The sequence below is a fragment of the Psychrobacter sp. 1U2 genome (assembly GCF_051847575.1).
In genome coordinates this window covers 160,560-177,987 of sequence record NZ_JBPYDC010000004.1, presented here as the reverse complement: position 1 = coordinate 177,987, position 17,428 = coordinate 160,560, and the positions used below count along the sequence as shown (strand labels likewise).

The 17,428-nt window shown below is 44.2% G+C and carries 13 protein-coding genes, 1 other RNA gene and 1 pseudogene; 9 read left to right on the top strand and 6 right to left on the bottom strand.

What is annotated here, in order from left to right:
- The 3 genes from ACS8FD_RS03575 to ACS8FD_RS03565 all read right to left on the bottom strand — a co-directional run.
- The coding region (locus ACS8FD_RS03575) for a nuclease/transposase family protein (protein ID WP_459252117.1) at window positions 1–565 on the bottom strand (565 nt) is incomplete at its 3' end.
- 160 nt (window positions 566–725) lie between these two features.
- Window positions 726–1,084: a transfer-messenger RNA gene (ssrA, locus tag ACS8FD_RS03570) on the bottom strand.
- Between the two features lie 178 nt (window positions 1,085–1,262).
- Complete coding sequence (locus tag ACS8FD_RS03565; protein ID WP_439274493.1) at window positions 1,263–1,934, bottom strand: alpha/beta hydrolase; 672 nt, start codon at window positions 1,932–1,934, stop codon at window positions 1,263–1,265.
- Between the two features lie 313 nt (window positions 1,935–2,247).
- Between ACS8FD_RS03565 and ACS8FD_RS03560 the strand changes: the two genes are divergently transcribed.
- The 3 genes from ACS8FD_RS03560 to ACS8FD_RS03550 all read left to right on the top strand — a co-directional run bounded on the left by ACS8FD_RS03560 (window position 2,248) and on the right by ACS8FD_RS03550 (window position 5,121).
- On the top strand, window positions 2,248–3,021 hold the full coding sequence (locus tag ACS8FD_RS03560) for a response regulator (protein WP_439274492.1): 774 nt from the start codon (window positions 2,248–2,250) through the stop codon (window positions 3,019–3,021).
- On the top strand, window positions 3,021–4,763 hold the full coding sequence (creC, locus tag ACS8FD_RS03555) for a two-component system sensor histidine kinase CreC (RefSeq protein WP_439274491.1): 1,743 nt from the start codon (window positions 3,021–3,023) through the stop codon (window positions 4,761–4,763). The genes ACS8FD_RS03560 and creC overlap by 1 nt, the downstream gene beginning before the upstream one ends.
- Before the next feature lie 145 nt (window positions 4,764–4,908).
- On the top strand, window positions 4,909–5,121 hold the full coding sequence (locus tag ACS8FD_RS03550) for a hypothetical protein (protein ID WP_439274490.1): 213 nt from the start codon (window positions 4,909–4,911) through the stop codon (window positions 5,119–5,121).
- A 118-nt stretch (window positions 5,122–5,239) separates the two neighbouring features.
- On the opposite strand, the gene aroC is transcribed toward ACS8FD_RS03550, so the two are convergent.
- Entirely contained in the window at window positions 5,240–6,346 is a 1,107-nt protein-coding gene (aroC, locus tag ACS8FD_RS03545; protein ID WP_439274489.1) for a chorismate synthase, read from the bottom strand.
- Between the two features lie 102 nt (window positions 6,347–6,448).
- The gene (gene prmB, locus ACS8FD_RS03540) at window positions 6,449–7,474 is read right to left on the bottom strand and encodes a 50S ribosomal protein L3 N(5)-glutamine methyltransferase (RefSeq protein WP_439274499.1); all 1,026 of its coding nucleotides are present in this window, start codon (window positions 7,472–7,474) and stop codon (window positions 6,449–6,451) included.
- A gap of 586 nt (window positions 7,475–8,060) precedes the next feature.
- Between prmB and ACS8FD_RS03535 the strand changes: the two genes are divergently transcribed.
- Window positions 8,061–9,500 carry a L,D-transpeptidase family protein gene (locus ACS8FD_RS03535; RefSeq protein WP_439274488.1) on the top strand — a complete coding sequence of 480 codons (1,440 nt, stop codon included), beginning with the start codon at window positions 8,061–8,063 and terminating at the stop codon, window positions 9,498–9,500.
- A 153-nt stretch (window positions 9,501–9,653) separates the two neighbouring features.
- On the opposite strand, the gene ACS8FD_RS03530 is transcribed toward ACS8FD_RS03535, so the two are convergent.
- Complete coding sequence (locus tag ACS8FD_RS03530; protein ID WP_025647008.1) at window positions 9,654–9,866, bottom strand: hypothetical protein; 213 nt, start codon at window positions 9,864–9,866, stop codon at window positions 9,654–9,656.
- Between the two features lie 273 nt (window positions 9,867–10,139).
- Here ACS8FD_RS03530 and ACS8FD_RS03525 point away from each other — a divergent pair, with 273 nt between their 5' ends.
- The 5 genes and pseudogenes from ACS8FD_RS03525 to ACS8FD_RS03505 all read left to right on the top strand — a co-directional run bounded on the left by ACS8FD_RS03525 (window position 10,140) and on the right by ACS8FD_RS03505 (window position 17,410).
- On the top strand, window positions 10,140–11,900 hold the full coding sequence (locus ACS8FD_RS03525; protein ID WP_439274487.1) for a TIGR00341 family protein: 1,761 nt from the start codon (window positions 10,140–10,142) through the stop codon (window positions 11,898–11,900).
- 139 nt (window positions 11,901–12,039) lie between these two features.
- The gene (gene alaS / locus ACS8FD_RS03520) at window positions 12,040–14,712 is read left to right on the top strand and encodes an alanine--tRNA ligase (protein ID WP_439274486.1); all 2,673 of its coding nucleotides are present in this window, start codon (window positions 12,040–12,042) and stop codon (window positions 14,710–14,712) included.
- Between the two features lie 268 nt (window positions 14,713–14,980).
- Window positions 14,981–16,267, top strand: a complete 1,287-nt coding sequence (locus ACS8FD_RS03515; protein ID WP_439274485.1) for an aspartate kinase — start codon at window positions 14,981–14,983, stop codon at window positions 16,265–16,267.
- Window positions 16,268–16,694: 427 nt separating this feature from the next.
- Window positions 16,695–16,862 (top strand): annotated as a pseudogene (gene csrA / locus ACS8FD_RS03510) (carbon storage regulator CsrA); the annotation flags it as partial.
- Window positions 16,863–17,035: 173 nt separating this feature from the next.
- Complete coding sequence (locus tag ACS8FD_RS03505) at window positions 17,036–17,410, top strand: HopJ type III effector protein (RefSeq protein WP_439274484.1); 375 nt, start codon at window positions 17,036–17,038, stop codon at window positions 17,408–17,410.
- The last annotated feature ends 18 nt before the right edge of the window (window positions 17,411–17,428 follow it).

The following is a 17,428-nucleotide window of genomic DNA, read 5'->3' as shown; positions in this document are numbered from 1 at the left end:
GATCAATACCAACTTGACCATCACCGCACTGAGTCTTTGGAAACTCTTTAACGGTGATACAGGCGTACCAGTGGCCATGATTGTCTTGTACCAACTCACAGGTATTGATGTTGTATAGGGCTAGATTATAGCTATCCCACAAATCAATGATCAGCTTTTTACCCTTAGTAAGGCTTAGCTGAATGGTGGATTTTAAACTCTTTTTACCTGACTTTTTAACACCAAGATATTTTATAGCGGATTTCTTAAAAGGAATCCAGCCCAAACTTCTTCTCTTGGCTTTAGGATTATTGGTACGCCAGTTGAGTTTGGCTTTTTTAAATTGTTTGCGAGCCTTAGCATGGGTTTCGGTCACTGCTTGCAAGGTTTGGCTATGCAGATTTAGGTATTCACCACTGCCTTTGGTGTAAGCGGCCAAGTCATAAGCTGAAAAGAATTTTCCTGTGCGCTTGAGGTGTTTAAAACTTAGTTCGATGACGTAATTCCAGACAAAGTTAACCGACCCAGCTAAGATATTTAGCTGAGCGGTATGTTTGTCTTTGATGCGCAGTTTGAGCGTTTTCATGGGGTGATTATGATCTTAATGCATTTGGTTATCAAGGTGTTCGCAATATTGTGCGACAACAGTTGACGCCTGATATCCACGCCCTGGAAGGATGTGGTTTTACGGCGCTGGATGATAAAAAAATCCGGTCACTTAACCAAGTGACCGGATTTTTAGTGTTTGGTGGAGATGGCGGGAGTTGAACCCGCGTCCGCCAGCATTACGCTCATGAATCTACATGTTTAGTTTCTGTCTTTAGTTTTAGTCCGCACCGATCCGACAGTCAGGATGGATTGGACGATTCTCTACTTTTGAACCCAAGCGATTGAGACAATCTCTTGTGGCGAACCTATATACGGACGCTTCAACTGGGCTAACCAACTATAGGTAATCGGCAGCGCAGTAAGCAGGGTTTAAGCTGCTAGAGCGTAAGTTTCGTCGTTTGCGACTATAACAATATATGTTTGATTTACGAGAGGACATACACTCTCGACATGCATCATTGAGTTTCATCACCAGCGTCGAAGCCAGAACATCCCCAATAAGACTGAGTATTTTAGACTAACTTTAGCTTTGACTCAACCTATAAAAGATAGTTATTACATTAATTTACAGGTTGCTATTACATTTAAAGCTTATGCGTTTGCCTTAATTACTCTACTTACTATATAAGGTCAACTTACCTAGTTTCAATAGCTAGCAGCCTATTTTTAAAGGTTTATACCAAGACTTTATTCAACCATTTACCGATATTCTGGATTTGCGGCATACAGACTTGATGGGCCATCGGGTAAGTATGGTATTCAACGTTGTAGCCTTTATCCGTCAATAACTGTTGGGCTTGCTGACCTAACACCACTGGCACCACAGGATCTTGCATCCCGTGTTCAATGAGTATTGGCAAGTCTTTGTTAATATCGCTATATTTGAGGCTATCATTGGTCGCCAGATAGGTAGACAAAGTCATTAGCCCCGCCAAACGCTGTGGATAACCTAGCGCCACATGGTAAGCGACTGCCCCGCCCTGCGAGAACCCAGCAATAACGATATGTTCAGGTTTGACGCCGCGCTCAATCTCGCGCTGAATTAGATCGCGAATTTGCTGTGAGGATTTCTCGATTTGCGAGACATCGATTTTACGATCCAAGCTCATCTCAAGAATATCGTACCAAGCCGGCATCACCATGCCACCATTAATAGTTACGGGTATCTGCGGTGCATGCGGGAAAATAAAACGCACCGCCATATCATTATCGAGACCCAATTGCGGCACGACTGGCTCGAAGTCATGCCCACTGGCTCCGAGACCATGCAACCAAATCACCGCGCGATCAATGGGTTTGTTCGCAGGATTATGCTCTACCGTCACCACGTCCAAATAGTTACTCATACGATTTCCTTATTTAAATTAATACAAATTATCATTACCTACAAAATACCTTAAAAAATTTTGTGGTTTTTAGAATACTCATTATTCATGGATTTTTCATAACCTTTGCTTGCTTATTACATAGTCTTATCAGATTTCCATGCTAGGATAGTTTGATAAGCGGTGATGAATACTATTAGCGAATAGCGAATGTTCAACCCGCTCTAACAATTACCTCTATTTATGATGCTAGCCCGCGACTTTTCAATGGTCAAGCGTATAAATACGGTAGTTGTCTTTTAGACACAACCTAAAAATAATTAAGATAAATCTTATGACTCACATCCTACTAGTAGAAGATGATCCCGCCATTGCTATGTCGCTTAAAGTCACTTGTAAACGTGAAGGCTGGCAAATCACTTGGCTTGATAATGCTAGCAGTGTACTGCCGATGCTGCATCGTTTGCATAGCGCAGAGGCGCAAGAGTTATCAGCAATTATTTTGGATGTTGGGCTGCCAGACGGTGATGGCTTAAGCTTATGCCAACAAATTCGGCATGCGCCTGACCTGGGTAGTTTAAAAGATGTGCCGATTGTATTTTTGACGGCTCGTAGCGATGAGGTCGATCGTATATTGGGTTTAGAGATGGGTGGAGATGACTATTGTGCTAAACCTTTTAGCCCGCGAGAACTGGTTGCAAGATTAAAAGCGGTTTGGCGACGTGAACAGTTATCTCGTCAGCATTCAAAGGAGTCTGACAAGACAATTGATGATGTCAGCCCAGTCTCGGAAGCCCCTATCAGTTTTAGTTATAGCTCAGGAGACTGGCATTACCAGCCGCTAAACTATTCGCTCACTTGGGATAAGCAAAAACTAGAGCTGAGCAATACCGAGCGCAAAATCCTATTGGCTTTATTGCAAGCACCCAATCAAGTCTTTAGCCGTGAACAGCTCTTAAATGCCGTCAGTGACTATCCCGACCATCGTTTGGCTCGAACCATAGACAGTCATGTTAAATCTATTCGTAAGCAGCTGGCGAATATCCATCCTGATATCAATATCATTCATACCCACCGTGGTCTAGGCTATGGACTGTGCCCTGCCTAATGCTTAACTCTAAACATCACCATAACGATAATACAAAAGCTAATAGTAATGCCGATATGAGTCAAAACAATTGGTATACTAAGCTGCATCCAATGGGTACAGCTCAGCAGCAGGCTCAGCCTAAACAGCCGCTGAACTTGAGTATATTTTTTCGAATTTGGTTAGCGGTAGCTTTGATACTGATAGTCTCAGGTGTCGTGGTATTTACTCAGCTATTTGAGCACGTCAAGCCCACCGCGCAGCAAGTCATTGAAGATACTTTGCTTGATACCAGTAAAATGATGGCCGCCAATCTACAAGCCCCTGTACAATCAGGGCAAATATTAGATTCTGCTTATCAACAACAGCTAGATAGCGCTTTTATAGTGAAACCCGTTAGCCTGAAAGATCAAAATGTAAGGGGTAAAACGGCCAAAACCACTTATAACCTAGATAATGAGCCTGAATATAAGCAAAAAACAGCGAGTAGCTTTCGACTCTACGTTACCAATAGCCAAGGCATCGTTCTGTACGACTCCCTACCCACGTCTGATAATGCTGAAGGCGCAGACTATAGCCGCTGGAATGATGTTTATTTGACGATAAGAGGTCAATATGGCGCGCGCAGTACACCCGATACCAACAGCATCCGCGATAGCTCGATTATGTATGTGGCCCAGCCTATCAAGGATGCTTCAGGTCGCCTTATCGGTGTGGTGAGCGTCGGTAAACCGGTCGATAGCGTCTTGCCCTATCTCGATAACACTCGCCAGCGTATGCTGATCACGACTCTACTTATCAGTATGGTGTCGCTGATTTTGGCAGGGCTTGTCGCTTGGTGGCTGCAGCAAAGTATCAGTCTCGTCACTCGATACACTAGCTCGCTAGCCGAAGATACTCAAAAGCCATACTTTTATTTAGGTCATGAGCTTAATAGCTTGACAGATACTATCGAGACGATGAAACATCGGCTAGAAAATAGAGCCTACGTCAGCGACTACGTGCACACGTTGACTCATGAGCTAAAGAGTCCCCTAACTGCCATTCGCGCAAGCGGCGAGTTATTAGAAGATGACAATCTGGAGATTGAAGATAGGCATATGCTTAGCCAGGCGATTGGCGAGCAAAGTATTAAGATGCAGCAGCTCATTGATCGGCTGTTATTATTAGCCAAAGTTGAGCAACCCACTTTTAGATTAAATCGTCAAAATCTCTCGCTAATCCCTGTCATCACTAGCTTGATAAAAGATAGTAACGTTAAGATTCAGCAGCTTAATTTAGCCTCTATCAAACTTTCTATTGATAATAAGCTAATAAATCATTTTGCCCCTGAACAAGATTATGCGCCCGCTCTCTTAGCCAAAACTACCATTGCAGCCGATAGCTTTTGGTTAGTGCAGGCGTTGCAAAATGTCCTTGATAATGCTATTTATTTTGCTAGCAATGAAGTGAGTATCGAGGTGGCAACGACGCATAGTAGCGTTACGGTTGACATCTTTAATGATGGCCAGCCGCTTGCTGATTATGCTATTGCTAAAGCCTTTGATCGTTATTTTAGCCTATCGCATCAAAAACAATCGCCACAAACGAACGGTCATAATTTAAAAAAAGGTACGGGGCTCGGCTTAACTTTAGTCAAGCAAGTCATCGAACATCATGGTGGTACGGTAACTATTAGCAACGTTATGAGAGACTGTAACGATACAAGCAGTCAGGTTTCTGGTGTCATGGTTAGTATCACTCTACCTTTAGCAAGCGATTAAAACTTACCCAAACACAGTTTATAGAAAACGCTTTACTTGAAATCGCTTTTCACCAAAACTTCATCATTCTTGCACGGATTTTATACCTCAATATTCTACGATAGCCTTATCTAAACTTGCTATCTAAACTTGAGTGATATTCCCTATGAAAAAACTAATTCCGACTCATACCAAAGCTACTCATTCCACAAACGCTTACTTAGGTTATAGCCGTCAAGAGTGTCGCCAATTATTGGCGACGAATAATATTGAAAGTATTACTTTTGGACACTGGCTTGCGATCCCAAGTCAGCAGCTATTATTGGTTTTTAAACACCAGTGCTGCGTAGCCGTTGATTGTTATTCAAAAGTAGCTTGATAGAGGATAAAGCTAAGAGCATCTTAACTCCCTATGTATTACAATCACAAAAAAGCCTTTTACCTTTAATAAGAATCAATAAAGGTAAAAGGCTCGTTACACACTAAACGACTTTAAGCTATTTAGTAATCGATGCAATAGGTGCGACCACATCAGCGTTTTGACCGCGGTGACGTAGATAGTGATCGAGCAGTACGATCGCTAGCATCGCCTCAGCGATAGGCGTTGCTCGTACGCCAACGCAAGGATCATGACGGCCTTTGGTTAGCATATCTATCGCTTCACCATCAGTGTTAATACTTTTGCCAGGAGTGGTAATACTGGAAGTGGGTTTGAGCGCGATGCTGACGCTGATATCTTGTCCTGAGGAAATACCGCCTAAGATACCGCCTGCATGATTAGCAGTAAAGCCATCGGGGGTCATCTCATCGCGAGATTTGTGGCCGAACTGTCCGGCGACCGCCATACCATCACCGATCTCCACGCCTTTGACCGCATTGATGCTCATCATCGCATGGGCAATCTCAGCGTCCAGTCGATCAAATACCGGTTCACCAAGCCCAACCGGTACGCCACTTGCGATAATCTCAAGCTTAGCGCCGCAGCTGGTGCCTTCACGGCGTAGGCTATCGATTAAGGTCTCAAAGCGTGCGACTGCATTGCTATCAGCACAAAAGAACGGGTTGCTATTGACGTACTCCCAATCGATTTTGCTTGGATCTACCGCTTGGCTGTATTCATTGCCAATCTGCGTCACATGACCATGAATCTGTACACCTAAGCGCTCAGACAGATATTTCTTAGCGATAGCACCTGCTGCCACACGCATAGCAGTCTCGCGTGCTGATGAGCGCCCGCCGCCGCGATAATCGCGAAAGCCGTACTTCATGCTATAAGTATAATCGGCATGACCGGGGCGAAAAGTGTCTTTGATCTCGCTATAGTCTTTGGACTTTTGATTGGTATTACGTATCAGTAGGCCGATAGACGTACCTGTGGTTTTGCCTTCAAAAACGCCCGAGATGATCTCGACCTCATCAGACTCGCGGCGCTGGGTGGAATACTTAGAAGTCCCAGGCTTACGGCGATCCAAATCGACTTGCAAGTCCTCGCTAGATAACGCCATACCTGGCGGCACCCCATCGACGATAGCCATCAGGCCAGCCCCATGCGACTCTCCGCAAGTCGTGACACTAAAGAGTTTTCCTATACTATTGCCTGCCATGTCTATCCTTACACGCTTGATACTGCTTTGCAGTTAATATTGAGCTACTTTCACTCTTACAATCTTGATTTAACTTATCTCTTTACTCGTAAGAGTCGCCTATTATTGCACCTGATTACTCTCTAGAAGCTGTACATAATGGGCGAATGACTGGCGATGTTCCATCAGATCATTATAAGTCATAGCAAAGATACCGTGCCCCCCATGAGCGAACTTTAACCAATCAAACTGAATATCAGGATAAGCTTGCATTAGCGCCCATTCGCTATCGCCGACCTCACAGACCAGTAGACCCTCTGGCGTCAAATAATCAGCGGCTTCATATAAAATCTTGTGGACTAAATCTAGTCCGTCTTGACCAGCGGCTAACGCATGATCAGGCTCGTACAAAAACTCAGGTGGCAAATCGGCCATGATAGCCGCATCGACATAAGGCGGGTTAGTCACGATAAGCTCGTACTGATTATCGCTCGGCAGCTTAGCAAACAGATCAGACTCAATCACATTGATTTGATGCCCCAAATCATGATGATCAACATTGACCATCGCTACTTCAAGCGCCCCTTTGTCAATATCAGCGGCGTCTACCAAAGCATCGACAAAGCGCGTTGCTAAAGCAATAGCGATACAGCCCGAGCCGGTACATAAGTCCAAAATACGCTCAGGCTGCGTCAGCTGCTTCATCTCAAGACCGTGCTCAAAGAACTTAGTGGCTGACTCGCCTGCCTTCATATCGTTTATGCCATTAATACCAAGCGGCTTGGCAAGCTCATTGGCATCAAAATAAGGGTAAAACTGCTGACGGATGAGCTCCGCTATCGGCGAGCGCGGAATAAGTACGCGCTCATCGACATAAAAAGGCAAATCGCAGAAATAAGCTAAATTAATCAAGTAGCTCAGCGGCTTACGCTTAGCGATACGCGCTTCTAATAACTCTAATACTGCTTGCTTCTCTGAGCCAGTCAGGCGGCAGTCTAATATTTGCTCATTTGCTGACCAGTCAAGCGACAAAGAATGCAAAACAATAGCAGAAGCTTCAGCGAATTCGTCGGTCGTGCCTTGCGCTACCACGACATCATAGTTACGCAATTGCGTCACACAAAAACGAATAAAATCGCGAATCGTCATTAATTGCTGACGCGCTTCTTCAAGTTCACTATGAAAGTTAGCAAATTCGCTATGATCTGTGTCCTCAGCATTTAGCTCATGACCGTCATAGTCGTACTGATTCTGATTTTGCTGCTGAAAGTCTTCTGCGCTCATTATTTGCTCGTCTGACATACGGCCTCTTTGATTATTTGTTTAGTAGCTTTAAGATTTGTTTAGTAGCTTTAAGAGTAGTACTTGTAATTTAATGCATTATAAACTTAAACCGAATATGACGCCAATCAATCGAGCAACTGCCAAATCTAGCATCTAATAATAGCAGCAAACCTTAAGTGAAACTCTACTAAAGCCAAACTGTGCTTCTATACTAATCACTGTTACTATAGGAGGATATTTAGCTTGCGTCTTATCTTACTCTATCCTTGCTAAAATCTTGTTTTGCGCAATACAACCTTTAGTTTATGACTCAATTCTCTCTACCTAGTAATCAAAGCGTCAACGTCTGACGCCTATCCACTCATTACTACAGAAAGAGGGGCTAAAAGTTTGCGAAGCGTCCAGATTATGCGCATAATACCTCCATTATAACTACCACATTGTGACCTCTATGATGAAAATAAAACCTATTGTAATTGCAATCTCTATTGCCACGCTGAGTCTTAATGCCTTTGCTGCACCGACAGACAAGGCTCGTACTTTACCTGTAAATACTGTAGATAATCTACCGAATATCGAAAGCTTATCTGGTATTAACCTAGAAGAGAATCGTAGCAGCTCAGCAGACAATGGCACTCGTATTACCTTGCCAAATAATGCCGCAGTAAACAACGCTCAGCCGCAAGTGAGTACGCCATCAGCACCTGATAGAATGGGGCAACTGATTGATAGTAAGCGCGCCGCTCAGTCTAATATCGATACTGAGACAGCGTCTAACGCTGTTGCCGCTGATAATATGAGTGTAGAAGAACTCACTCGTAAAGACCAGCAGTCTGATATGACGGACGACATTAGTGACGGCCAAGCACTAGCAGGTCCTAGTAGTGCGACAGCCGATGCACCAAATTTTGAAGTGGCCAATAGTGCACAACTCCAAAACATCGGCGATGAGTCTGCTATTAAGAGCATCGAAGACAAAGACGGTAAGACTTATACCACGCTAGATCTATCTAATTATGCCAAGCAAGTAAATGGTTCGACTTGGTCACCTAATATGAACGTCAACTCAGCGATGACTATTAAATTGCAAGCACTGCTCGACTGGAACCATGCCTCTCCTGGCCCTATCGATGGTGGCTGGGGTATGAACAGTAAAAAGGCGCTAGTCAACTTTCAAAACATGAAAGGCCTGCCTGCTACTGGAAAAATGGACCAAAAGACCTGGAATGCTTTGATAAAAAACATTCCTGCGAATAAGCCAGTATTAGTAACTTATACGATTACCGAAGATGATGTAAAGACCAATTTTGCCACGCTGCCTTCTGGCTCTGAAGCAAAATCAAAAGTCAAAGGCCTCTATTACCAGGATATCAAAGAGATGCTAGGTGAGCGCTTCCATATGGATGTACGCTATCTCGATAAATTGAATAAAAATAAAGCTTATCAAGCGGGCGAAACTATCACAGTGTTGAACAATCGTGAGCCTCTCAATCAGCGTATCAACCGCATGGTCGCTAATAAAGCTGACAAGACTTTATATGCTTATAACGGTGATAAGCTAGTTGCCACTTACCCGACTACTATCGGTAGTACTAGCACCCCTTCCCCGCAAGGCAGCTTTAAGATTGTCAATAAAGTCAAAATGCCATGGTATAAAGCCACAGTCGGTGAAGGCAGCGCCAAAAAAATACACATGCTACCACCAGGACCTAATAGCCCAGTAGGGGTAGTATGGATGGGACTGTCAAAACCTTCTTATGGTATTCATGGCTCACCTAAGCCTGAAGGCATCAGTCGTCAAGCGTCAGCAGGTTGTGTGCGTTTGACTAACTGGGATGTGTTAGAAGTCTATGCCAATATCGAAAACGGTGCGACTGTCGAGCTGCAATAACTGCTAAGCTACGACAATACATCTGAAGTCAAAAGCAGTCCTTAATGACAACAAAAAACAGCCTTTCACAATAGGCTGTTTTTTGTTTAAATCATAACGTTTAGACTAAGAATTCCTGCTAGGTCTGTATGCTAGAATGACCTCAAAACATTTTTAGGCCTTATAGCCTTCTTCATTACCTGTGATGCTGCCTATTTTTTTAGTAAAGAACAGACCTACTGGAATAGCGACTAGTAGCCCTATAACTATGGCTATCTGAATATGCCGGATCTCGTTAAAGCCAGTCACTAAAGCGGCAATCATCAGTAAACCAACGATAACAGTAGCCGCCATAGAGTACACAACAGAGAGTAATGGCCAGTTCATAGTCTAATCCTTATGTTTTGTGTGGGTATACTTACTTTATACCTTAAACCCATACAAAAGGTAAGACTTTATTTTAACCGCTAAGGCCATTAAAACTAGGCGACTAATCGCTAAAACCATGCTAATATTAGGGAGTTATCTAGCGCATTAAAAACGCCTAATCTGTCGCCTATTCTTCTTCTTAAAGCTAGCTCATAGCAAAAACCTACACCTCCCCACCTATTTATCTTTACAATAGTGATTTTCTTCTTGCCTTTAAGAAAGTTTAACACTATGACCGCTCATTCCTCTAGCAGCTCTACTGACTCTGACAGCTTTAATAACCAGGACACTCATGAGCCTGCATCTAGCCTTGATAGGATTTCTGATAACAATGTCAACGACGATACTGACAGCTATGCTGACCGCAGCGAGCCCTTAGAGCCTCAAGATGAAGAGAAGATAAACACCGCAGAAGCAGGGAGCTATCATTCTGAATCAAAAGTGACGATGACGGCTATCAGCGAAGAGGTGGTTGTGGCGACGGTTGAAGATAGCACGCCTGAAATAGTCCAAGCTCAGGCTACCAACTCAGAAACTGCCAATATTGGCTTTTCTAACCTTGGCTTTACTAACATCGACTTTTCTAGCTTAGCAATGGCTGATTTAGTATTTACTAAAGCCAAGAGCGCAACTGCCATTCATAATAATCTATCAGCTGATAAAACGCTTCTTACCGATCGTTTAGGGACTAGCAGCCATGGCGAAACTGCCGATATCGACAGCGATCAGCCTAGTGATCTAGCGCCTTCAGCGACTCCTACTGATGAAGAGCTTATAAAGAATAGCAATAAGATAGATATGTCCAGCAATAAAGACACTGGCTATAAAGACGTTAAAGAAACCGAAAACGACTCTGAGAGTGCTATAGAAGAAGAAAACGAAAAAGAGGAAGTGCAAGAAAAAAAAGAAGCGAAGCTTGAGTCTTATAAGCAGTTTGTCGCTGAGCAATTTAGTAACCAAAAAGTCGATTATCCAGAAGTGCGAGTCAAAATCGAAGCCAATGCACTGCCGAGCAAGATGTACTTTATAATGAATGTTCTCTCGGCCATTATCGCAAGCTATGGCTTAGTGACCAATTCAGCAGCCGTGGTTATTGGCGCGATGCTAGTGGCTATGATGTTAGGGCCTATCACTGGTGTAGCGCTTGCTATTATTGACCACCGTATGCCGCTGCTGTGGAAGTCGCTATTTACAGTCATAGCCGGCATCTCCTTGGTAGTATTAGTAGGATTTCTGATCGGTCTTCTGCACAACGATCAGCCTCTGACTGCAGAGATCTTATCGCGCACTCAGCCGACTTCTATGGACTTAATGATTGCGCTAGCCGGTGGTACGGCAGGCGCGTATGCGATGGTGTCACCGCATCTATCGGTCGCTGTGGTTGGGGTCGCGGTCGCCACCGCCTTGGTACCGCCATTAGCCGCTAGTGGTATTTTATTCGCTCATAGCGAGACGCAATTAGGTCTTGGAGCGCTGTTGTTAGCTATTACTAATATTATTGCTATTCAATTCACCAACGCTTTAGTGCTCTGGCTGCTTGGCTTTCGCCGCCTAGTCGATGATGATTATAAATCAAAAACCTATTTGACTTTTTTACGCCGCAACGCAGTGACTTTATTGCTACTTGCCGGGCTCGGTACTTATTTGACTATCAATTTACAAACCAATGCTAAGCAGCAAGTGTTTGAGAGCAGCACCAAAGAGGCGATAAACAACTATTTCATCGATAAAGGTAATGTGCTAACCAATACTCAATTTGACACCTCAGATGAGAACCAAGTCGTACGCGCAGTCATCCGCGGCGAGAGCACTCCTAGCTCCTATGACGTTCAGCAAATTGAGGCGCTCATCACCGCAGATATGGCAGAGAATTTTCCAGAGTATCTGCCGATTAAGCTACAACTGCGCTATCTGCCTGTACAAGTGATCGAAGCCAATCCTCTGACTACCGATCAATTAGACAAAACAGATGCGGCCATCTTGACCAATTAACGACTGATTTATGAGCGCTTATGTATTAGCATTAGCAGTGACTATTTGCGAATGTTCAACGAGGGCGGTATGTGCTAAAATCGCGGGCAAATTTAATATTCTATAGCTATCTTAAAACCATTTTTTGTAAGGAGCCGCTGTGAGCCAGCCAACTCAAACAGCCGATATTCGTCAAGCTTTTATCGATTTTTTTATAAGCAAGCAGCATACCCCTGTCTCCTCATCGAGCCTTATTCCGCATAACGATCCTACTTTGCTGTTTACCAATGCCGGTATGAATCAGTTTAAAGAGACTTTTTTGGGAATGGAATCGCGTGATTATACGCGCGCGGTCACTTCACAAAAATGTGTTCGTGCTGGCGGCAAACACAATGATTTGGATAATGTCGGCTATACCGCGCGTCATCATACTTTCTTTGAGATGCTCGGCAACTTCTCTTTTGGTGATTATTTTAAAGAGGCCGGCATTGATTATATTTGGGAGTTTTTGACCTCCGATGAGTGGTTAGCTATCGACAAAGACCGTCTCTACGTCACTATTTATGAGACTGACGACGAGGCCTTTGATATTTGGCACACCAAGATTGGCTTACCGGCGGAGCGTATTATCCGTATTGGGGATAATAAGGGCGCTCCTTATGCGTCTGATAACTTTTGGACTATGGGTGATACTGGTCCTTGCGGCCCTTGTACCGAAGTCTTTTATGACCACGGCCCTGAAATTGAAGGCGGCCTGCCTGGTACGCCGGAGGAAGATGGTGACCGCTACATTGAGATTTGGAACTGCGTCTTTATGCAGTTTAACCGACAAAAAGACGGTACCATGCTGCCTCTACCCGCCCCAAGTGTCGATACCGGTATGGGGCTTGAGCGTATTAGCGCTATCATGCAAGGCGTGCATGGCAATTATGAAATCGATTTGTTCACCCATTTGATGGACGCTGCGGCAAAGATTTTAGAGATTGACAATGAGCAGCAATCCTCATTAAAAGTAATTGCCGATCATATCCGTGCCGTATCCTTTTTGATCGCTGATGGCGTGATGCCAAGCAATGAAGGCCGCGGTTACGTGCTGCGCCGAGTCATTCGCCGTGCAGTGCGTCATGGTAATAAGCTTGGCGCTGAGAGTGAGTTCTTTTATAAGATGGTGGCGCCTTTAGTCCGTGAGATGAGCGATGCTTATCCTGAGCTAAAAGACAAACAAAGCCTTATTGAGACCGCCATTCAAAAAGAAGAAGCACAGTTTGCTAAGACTTTAGCGCAAGGGTTACGCCTACTCGCCACCGAGCTTGAGACGCTGCAAGATGGCGATATCCTCTCTGGCGCTGCCGCATTTAAGCTCTATGATACTTATGGCTTCCCTCTTGATTTGACTGCTGATATCACCCGTGAGCGCGGTATTAGCATTGATGAAGAAGAGTTTGACGAGCAGATGCAAGCGCAGCGCGATCGCGCTCGTGATGCTGGCAAATTCGATGTTGACTACAGTAGCGTCATCCAAGTTGAAACGCCAACTGAGTTCATTGGCTACGATCAACTGAACGATGATAATGTCAATATTATCGCGCTCTATGAAGATGGTAATCCAGCTGAATCTCTAGCAGAAGGCTCTGAGGGCGTTATCGTCCTTGATCGTACCCCTTTTTATGCCGAAGGCGGTGGACAAGTCGGTGAGCTAGGCGAGATACGTAGCGAGTCTGGCGTCTTTGCGGTACAAGACACCAAAAAGTCAGGGCAAGCGATTATCCATTATGGCGTCGTGAGTATGGGTACTGTTAGCGCAAGCCAAAACGCAGAGGCACAAGTACTCTCAAGTATCCGTGCTGCTAGCGCCAAAAACCACTCAGCTACGCATCTTTTACACGCCGCTCTACGTCATATACTAGGCGATAAAATCAGCCAAAAAGGCTCGCTAGTCTCAAGCGAAGTGCTACGATTTGACTTTGCTTATGATAAGCCCGTCAGCCAAGCTGAGATCGCTCAAATCGAGCGCTTGGTGAACGAACAAATCCAAGCCAATACGCCAGCTTGCATAGAGAACATGGCTATTGATGAAGCGATGGAAAAAGGCGCAGTGGCGTTATTTGGTGAAAAATACGGTAGCGAAGTACGTGTGCTAACGATGGGCACAGAGACTACTATCGAGGGTAAAAGCCAACCTTTCTCTATTGAATTATGCGGCGGATTACACGTACAGCGTACTGGTGACATTGGCCTATTGAAGATCACTAGCGAATCTGGTATCGCCGCTGGTATTCGCCGTATCGAGGCGCTCACTGGTATGGGCGCTATCAAGTATATTCAACAAAACGATCAACAGCTAGCGACTCTTGCCGGACAGCTAAAAGTTAAGCGTCCAGAGGTTGCCGCGCGCGTACAAATCATGGCGGATAAACAGCGCGAGCTAGAAAAACAGCTTGAGCGCCTACAACAAAAACTCGCCAGCAGCCAAGCGGCGGATTTATTAAGCGAAGTGCAAACCATCAAAGATACGCCTGTACTGGTCAGCACTTTGAGCGGTATTGACGGCAAATCTATCCGGCCCTTAATGGACGACATTAAGTCAAAGCTTCCTGATAGCATCATCGTGTTAGTCGGGGATAAAGACGAGCAATTAGCACTAGCCGCTAGCGTGGCGAAGTCGATGACCGCGCGGATTAAAGCCGGTGATATCATTCGTCACTTAGCAGGTGAACTTGGCGGTAAAGGTGGCGGCAAGCCTGACTACGCGCAAGGCGGCGCGCCGAAAGCTGAGAATACTCGCACTGTGATAGAGGCTCTACCCGCTTGGATCGAAGCGCAGATAAGCTAGCTTAATCTTGGTCAATACAAGCCCGTTTATATAGCAGAATGCCTAACTTACGTTTGTTTTGTGTTTGAAAATGGCAGTTGGTTATAGCATTGATAATTAATTACCATATATCAAAGCAGCATAGCGACTTAAATTTGTGCTTTGATTATGGTATAAAGGTCAGCGTTCAAATAATAATACGACTTTATCACTATGAGCGTTAATTAAAATACGATTGGATTTAATTGACGCTAATACCCGATAAGAGATGAATAATAGGTAAAATCTTATGGCGTTAATAGTACAAAAATACGGCGGCACCTCAATGGGCAGTATTGACCGCATTAAAAACGTCGCCAAACGCGTCAAACGCTGGCATGATAATGGTCATCAAATCGTCGTCGTGGTTTCTGCGATGAGCGGAGAAACCAACCGTCTAATCGATCTAGCACGCCAGATTAGCAATAATCCTGATCCTCGTGAATATGATCAAATGGTTTCCACTGGCGAGCAAGTCTCGATCTCACTACTCGCTATGGCCATTCAAGATCTAGGTATTGGCGCGCGCTCAATGACGGGTCGTCAAGTCGCTATAAAGACGGACACCTCGCATAACAAAGCCCGTATCGAAAGCATAGATGATAAAAATATCCGCCAACAGCTAGATGCCGGCAATGTCGTCATTGTGGCAGGCTTTCAAGGTATCGATGAGCACGATAATATTACCACTCTCGGACGCGGCGGCTCAGACACTACGGGCGTCGCTATCGCCGCTGCTTTAGGTGCTGATGAATGTCAGATATATACTGATGTTGACGGCGTCTACACTACCGATCCACGTGTTACCTCAAAAGCTAAAAAACTTGAAAAAATAACTTTTGAAGAAATGCTTGAGATGGCAAGCCTTGGCTCCAAGATTTTACAAATTCGCTCAGTAGAGTTCGCCGGTAAATACGGTGTGCCCTTACGAGTACTATCAAGCTTCGATGATAATAACGATGGCAGTTTTGATGACGATTTTAAAAATAACGTGGGCACCCTAATTACGATAGACGAAGGAGACAGTATGGAACAGGCAATTATCTCAGGTATCGCCTTTAACCGTGATGAAGCAAAGATTGTAGTGCGCGGCGTCCCTGACCACCCCGGTATTGCCTCAGCCATTCTCACGCCTATCGGTCGCGCCAATATTGAAATCGATATGATAGTACAAAACCTCTCTGCCAATGGCACTACCGACTTCAGTTTTACCGTCAACCGTACTGATATGGATAAAACTTTAAAGGTACTAAACGAAGAAGTCAAAGACGAGATCGGTGCGAAAGAAGTCTCAGGCAATAGCGAAGTGGTTAAAATATCATTAGTCGGTGTCGGTATGCGCTCGCACGCTGGGGTTGCCAGCCTAATGTTCCAAACCTTAGCCGAGAACAATATCAATATTCAGATGATTTCTACTAGTGAAATCAAAGTCTCTGTACTTATCCAAGAGCAGCACTTAGAAAAAGCGGTTAAATCATTGCATACTGCTTTTGGCTTAGATCGTGAGGACGGTGAGAGTCAAGTAGCTGGACAATAGATGCTAGCTGCTCTTTTTTTATCATCACTTAACCGCTGATGTTTAGCTAAACTGCTAAGATAACTTATAATATATAAAGACAGAACCTGTTACGGTTCTGTCTTTTCTTGCTGTTATGGTCATAGTTGCCACAATCGCAGTGTATATCTGCTCACTTATCACTGCTAAATAGTCACAAGACTTCTGTTTTATCCAGTAGTATTGTTAAAATCCGTGACAGTACCGTCTATGGGACTTATAATGGGGCGTTCATTTGGGCAAAATGATACCTATAATTATTGACCCTGTTTATCTCGTTTGAGACGATATATTCGCTTGTGAATTAACACCATAAACAGCTTAATAATGGTTCATTTAATGATATTTAGTAATTGAGAAGTTATATGATAAGTAATCGTTTTTTACTGCGACATAAGGAGTGTGACGCATGTTAATTTTAACTCGCCGTGTAGGCGAAACTTTAATGATTGGCGACGAGGTCAGTGTTACTGTGCTAGGCGTAAAGGGTAACCAAGTACGCATAGGCGTTAACGCACCAAAAGATATCGCGGTACATCGCGAAGAGATTTACCAGCGTATTCAGCAAGAGCGTACCGTACAATCACAGATGCAGCATCTTGAACAAGGCAATTTTGCGCCCTCTTTTGATGACGAAGACTATTTTAATCGTTAAAATAGAGTTTTATCGCTTATAGCGGACTCGTTTAAGAGTGCTCTGACTATAAGCGCTTACTCTTTGTAATTTTAATCTTTTTGAGGTCATTTACTATGAGCATCCGCCAATCCGACGTCTCGGCTTTATTGAATGGTTTGAATAAAAAAGCCATAGGTTTTAACGATGTTATCAGCTTTATTGACGATTTTTATCGTTATTCCCCAGCGCCGTTCGTCAATGGTATGCAGCACAATGCCGCTGGCGAAAACGAAGGTAGTGCCAAAGTTTTTGGCTTTGCTAAGCATCATGGCCTAAATCAGCTGGATACGCTTAAACTATTCGGTGAACATTACGATAAAGTGCTAGCCACTCCTAAGGGTACTGATCACGCTAATATCCGTAATTTTTTGCATTGGGGTTGGCAAGGGTTTTTGATGCAAAAAAACCCACTAACGCTACGTCCGACTGTTGATACCACAGCCTTGTAAATTAACGGTCATGCTTTT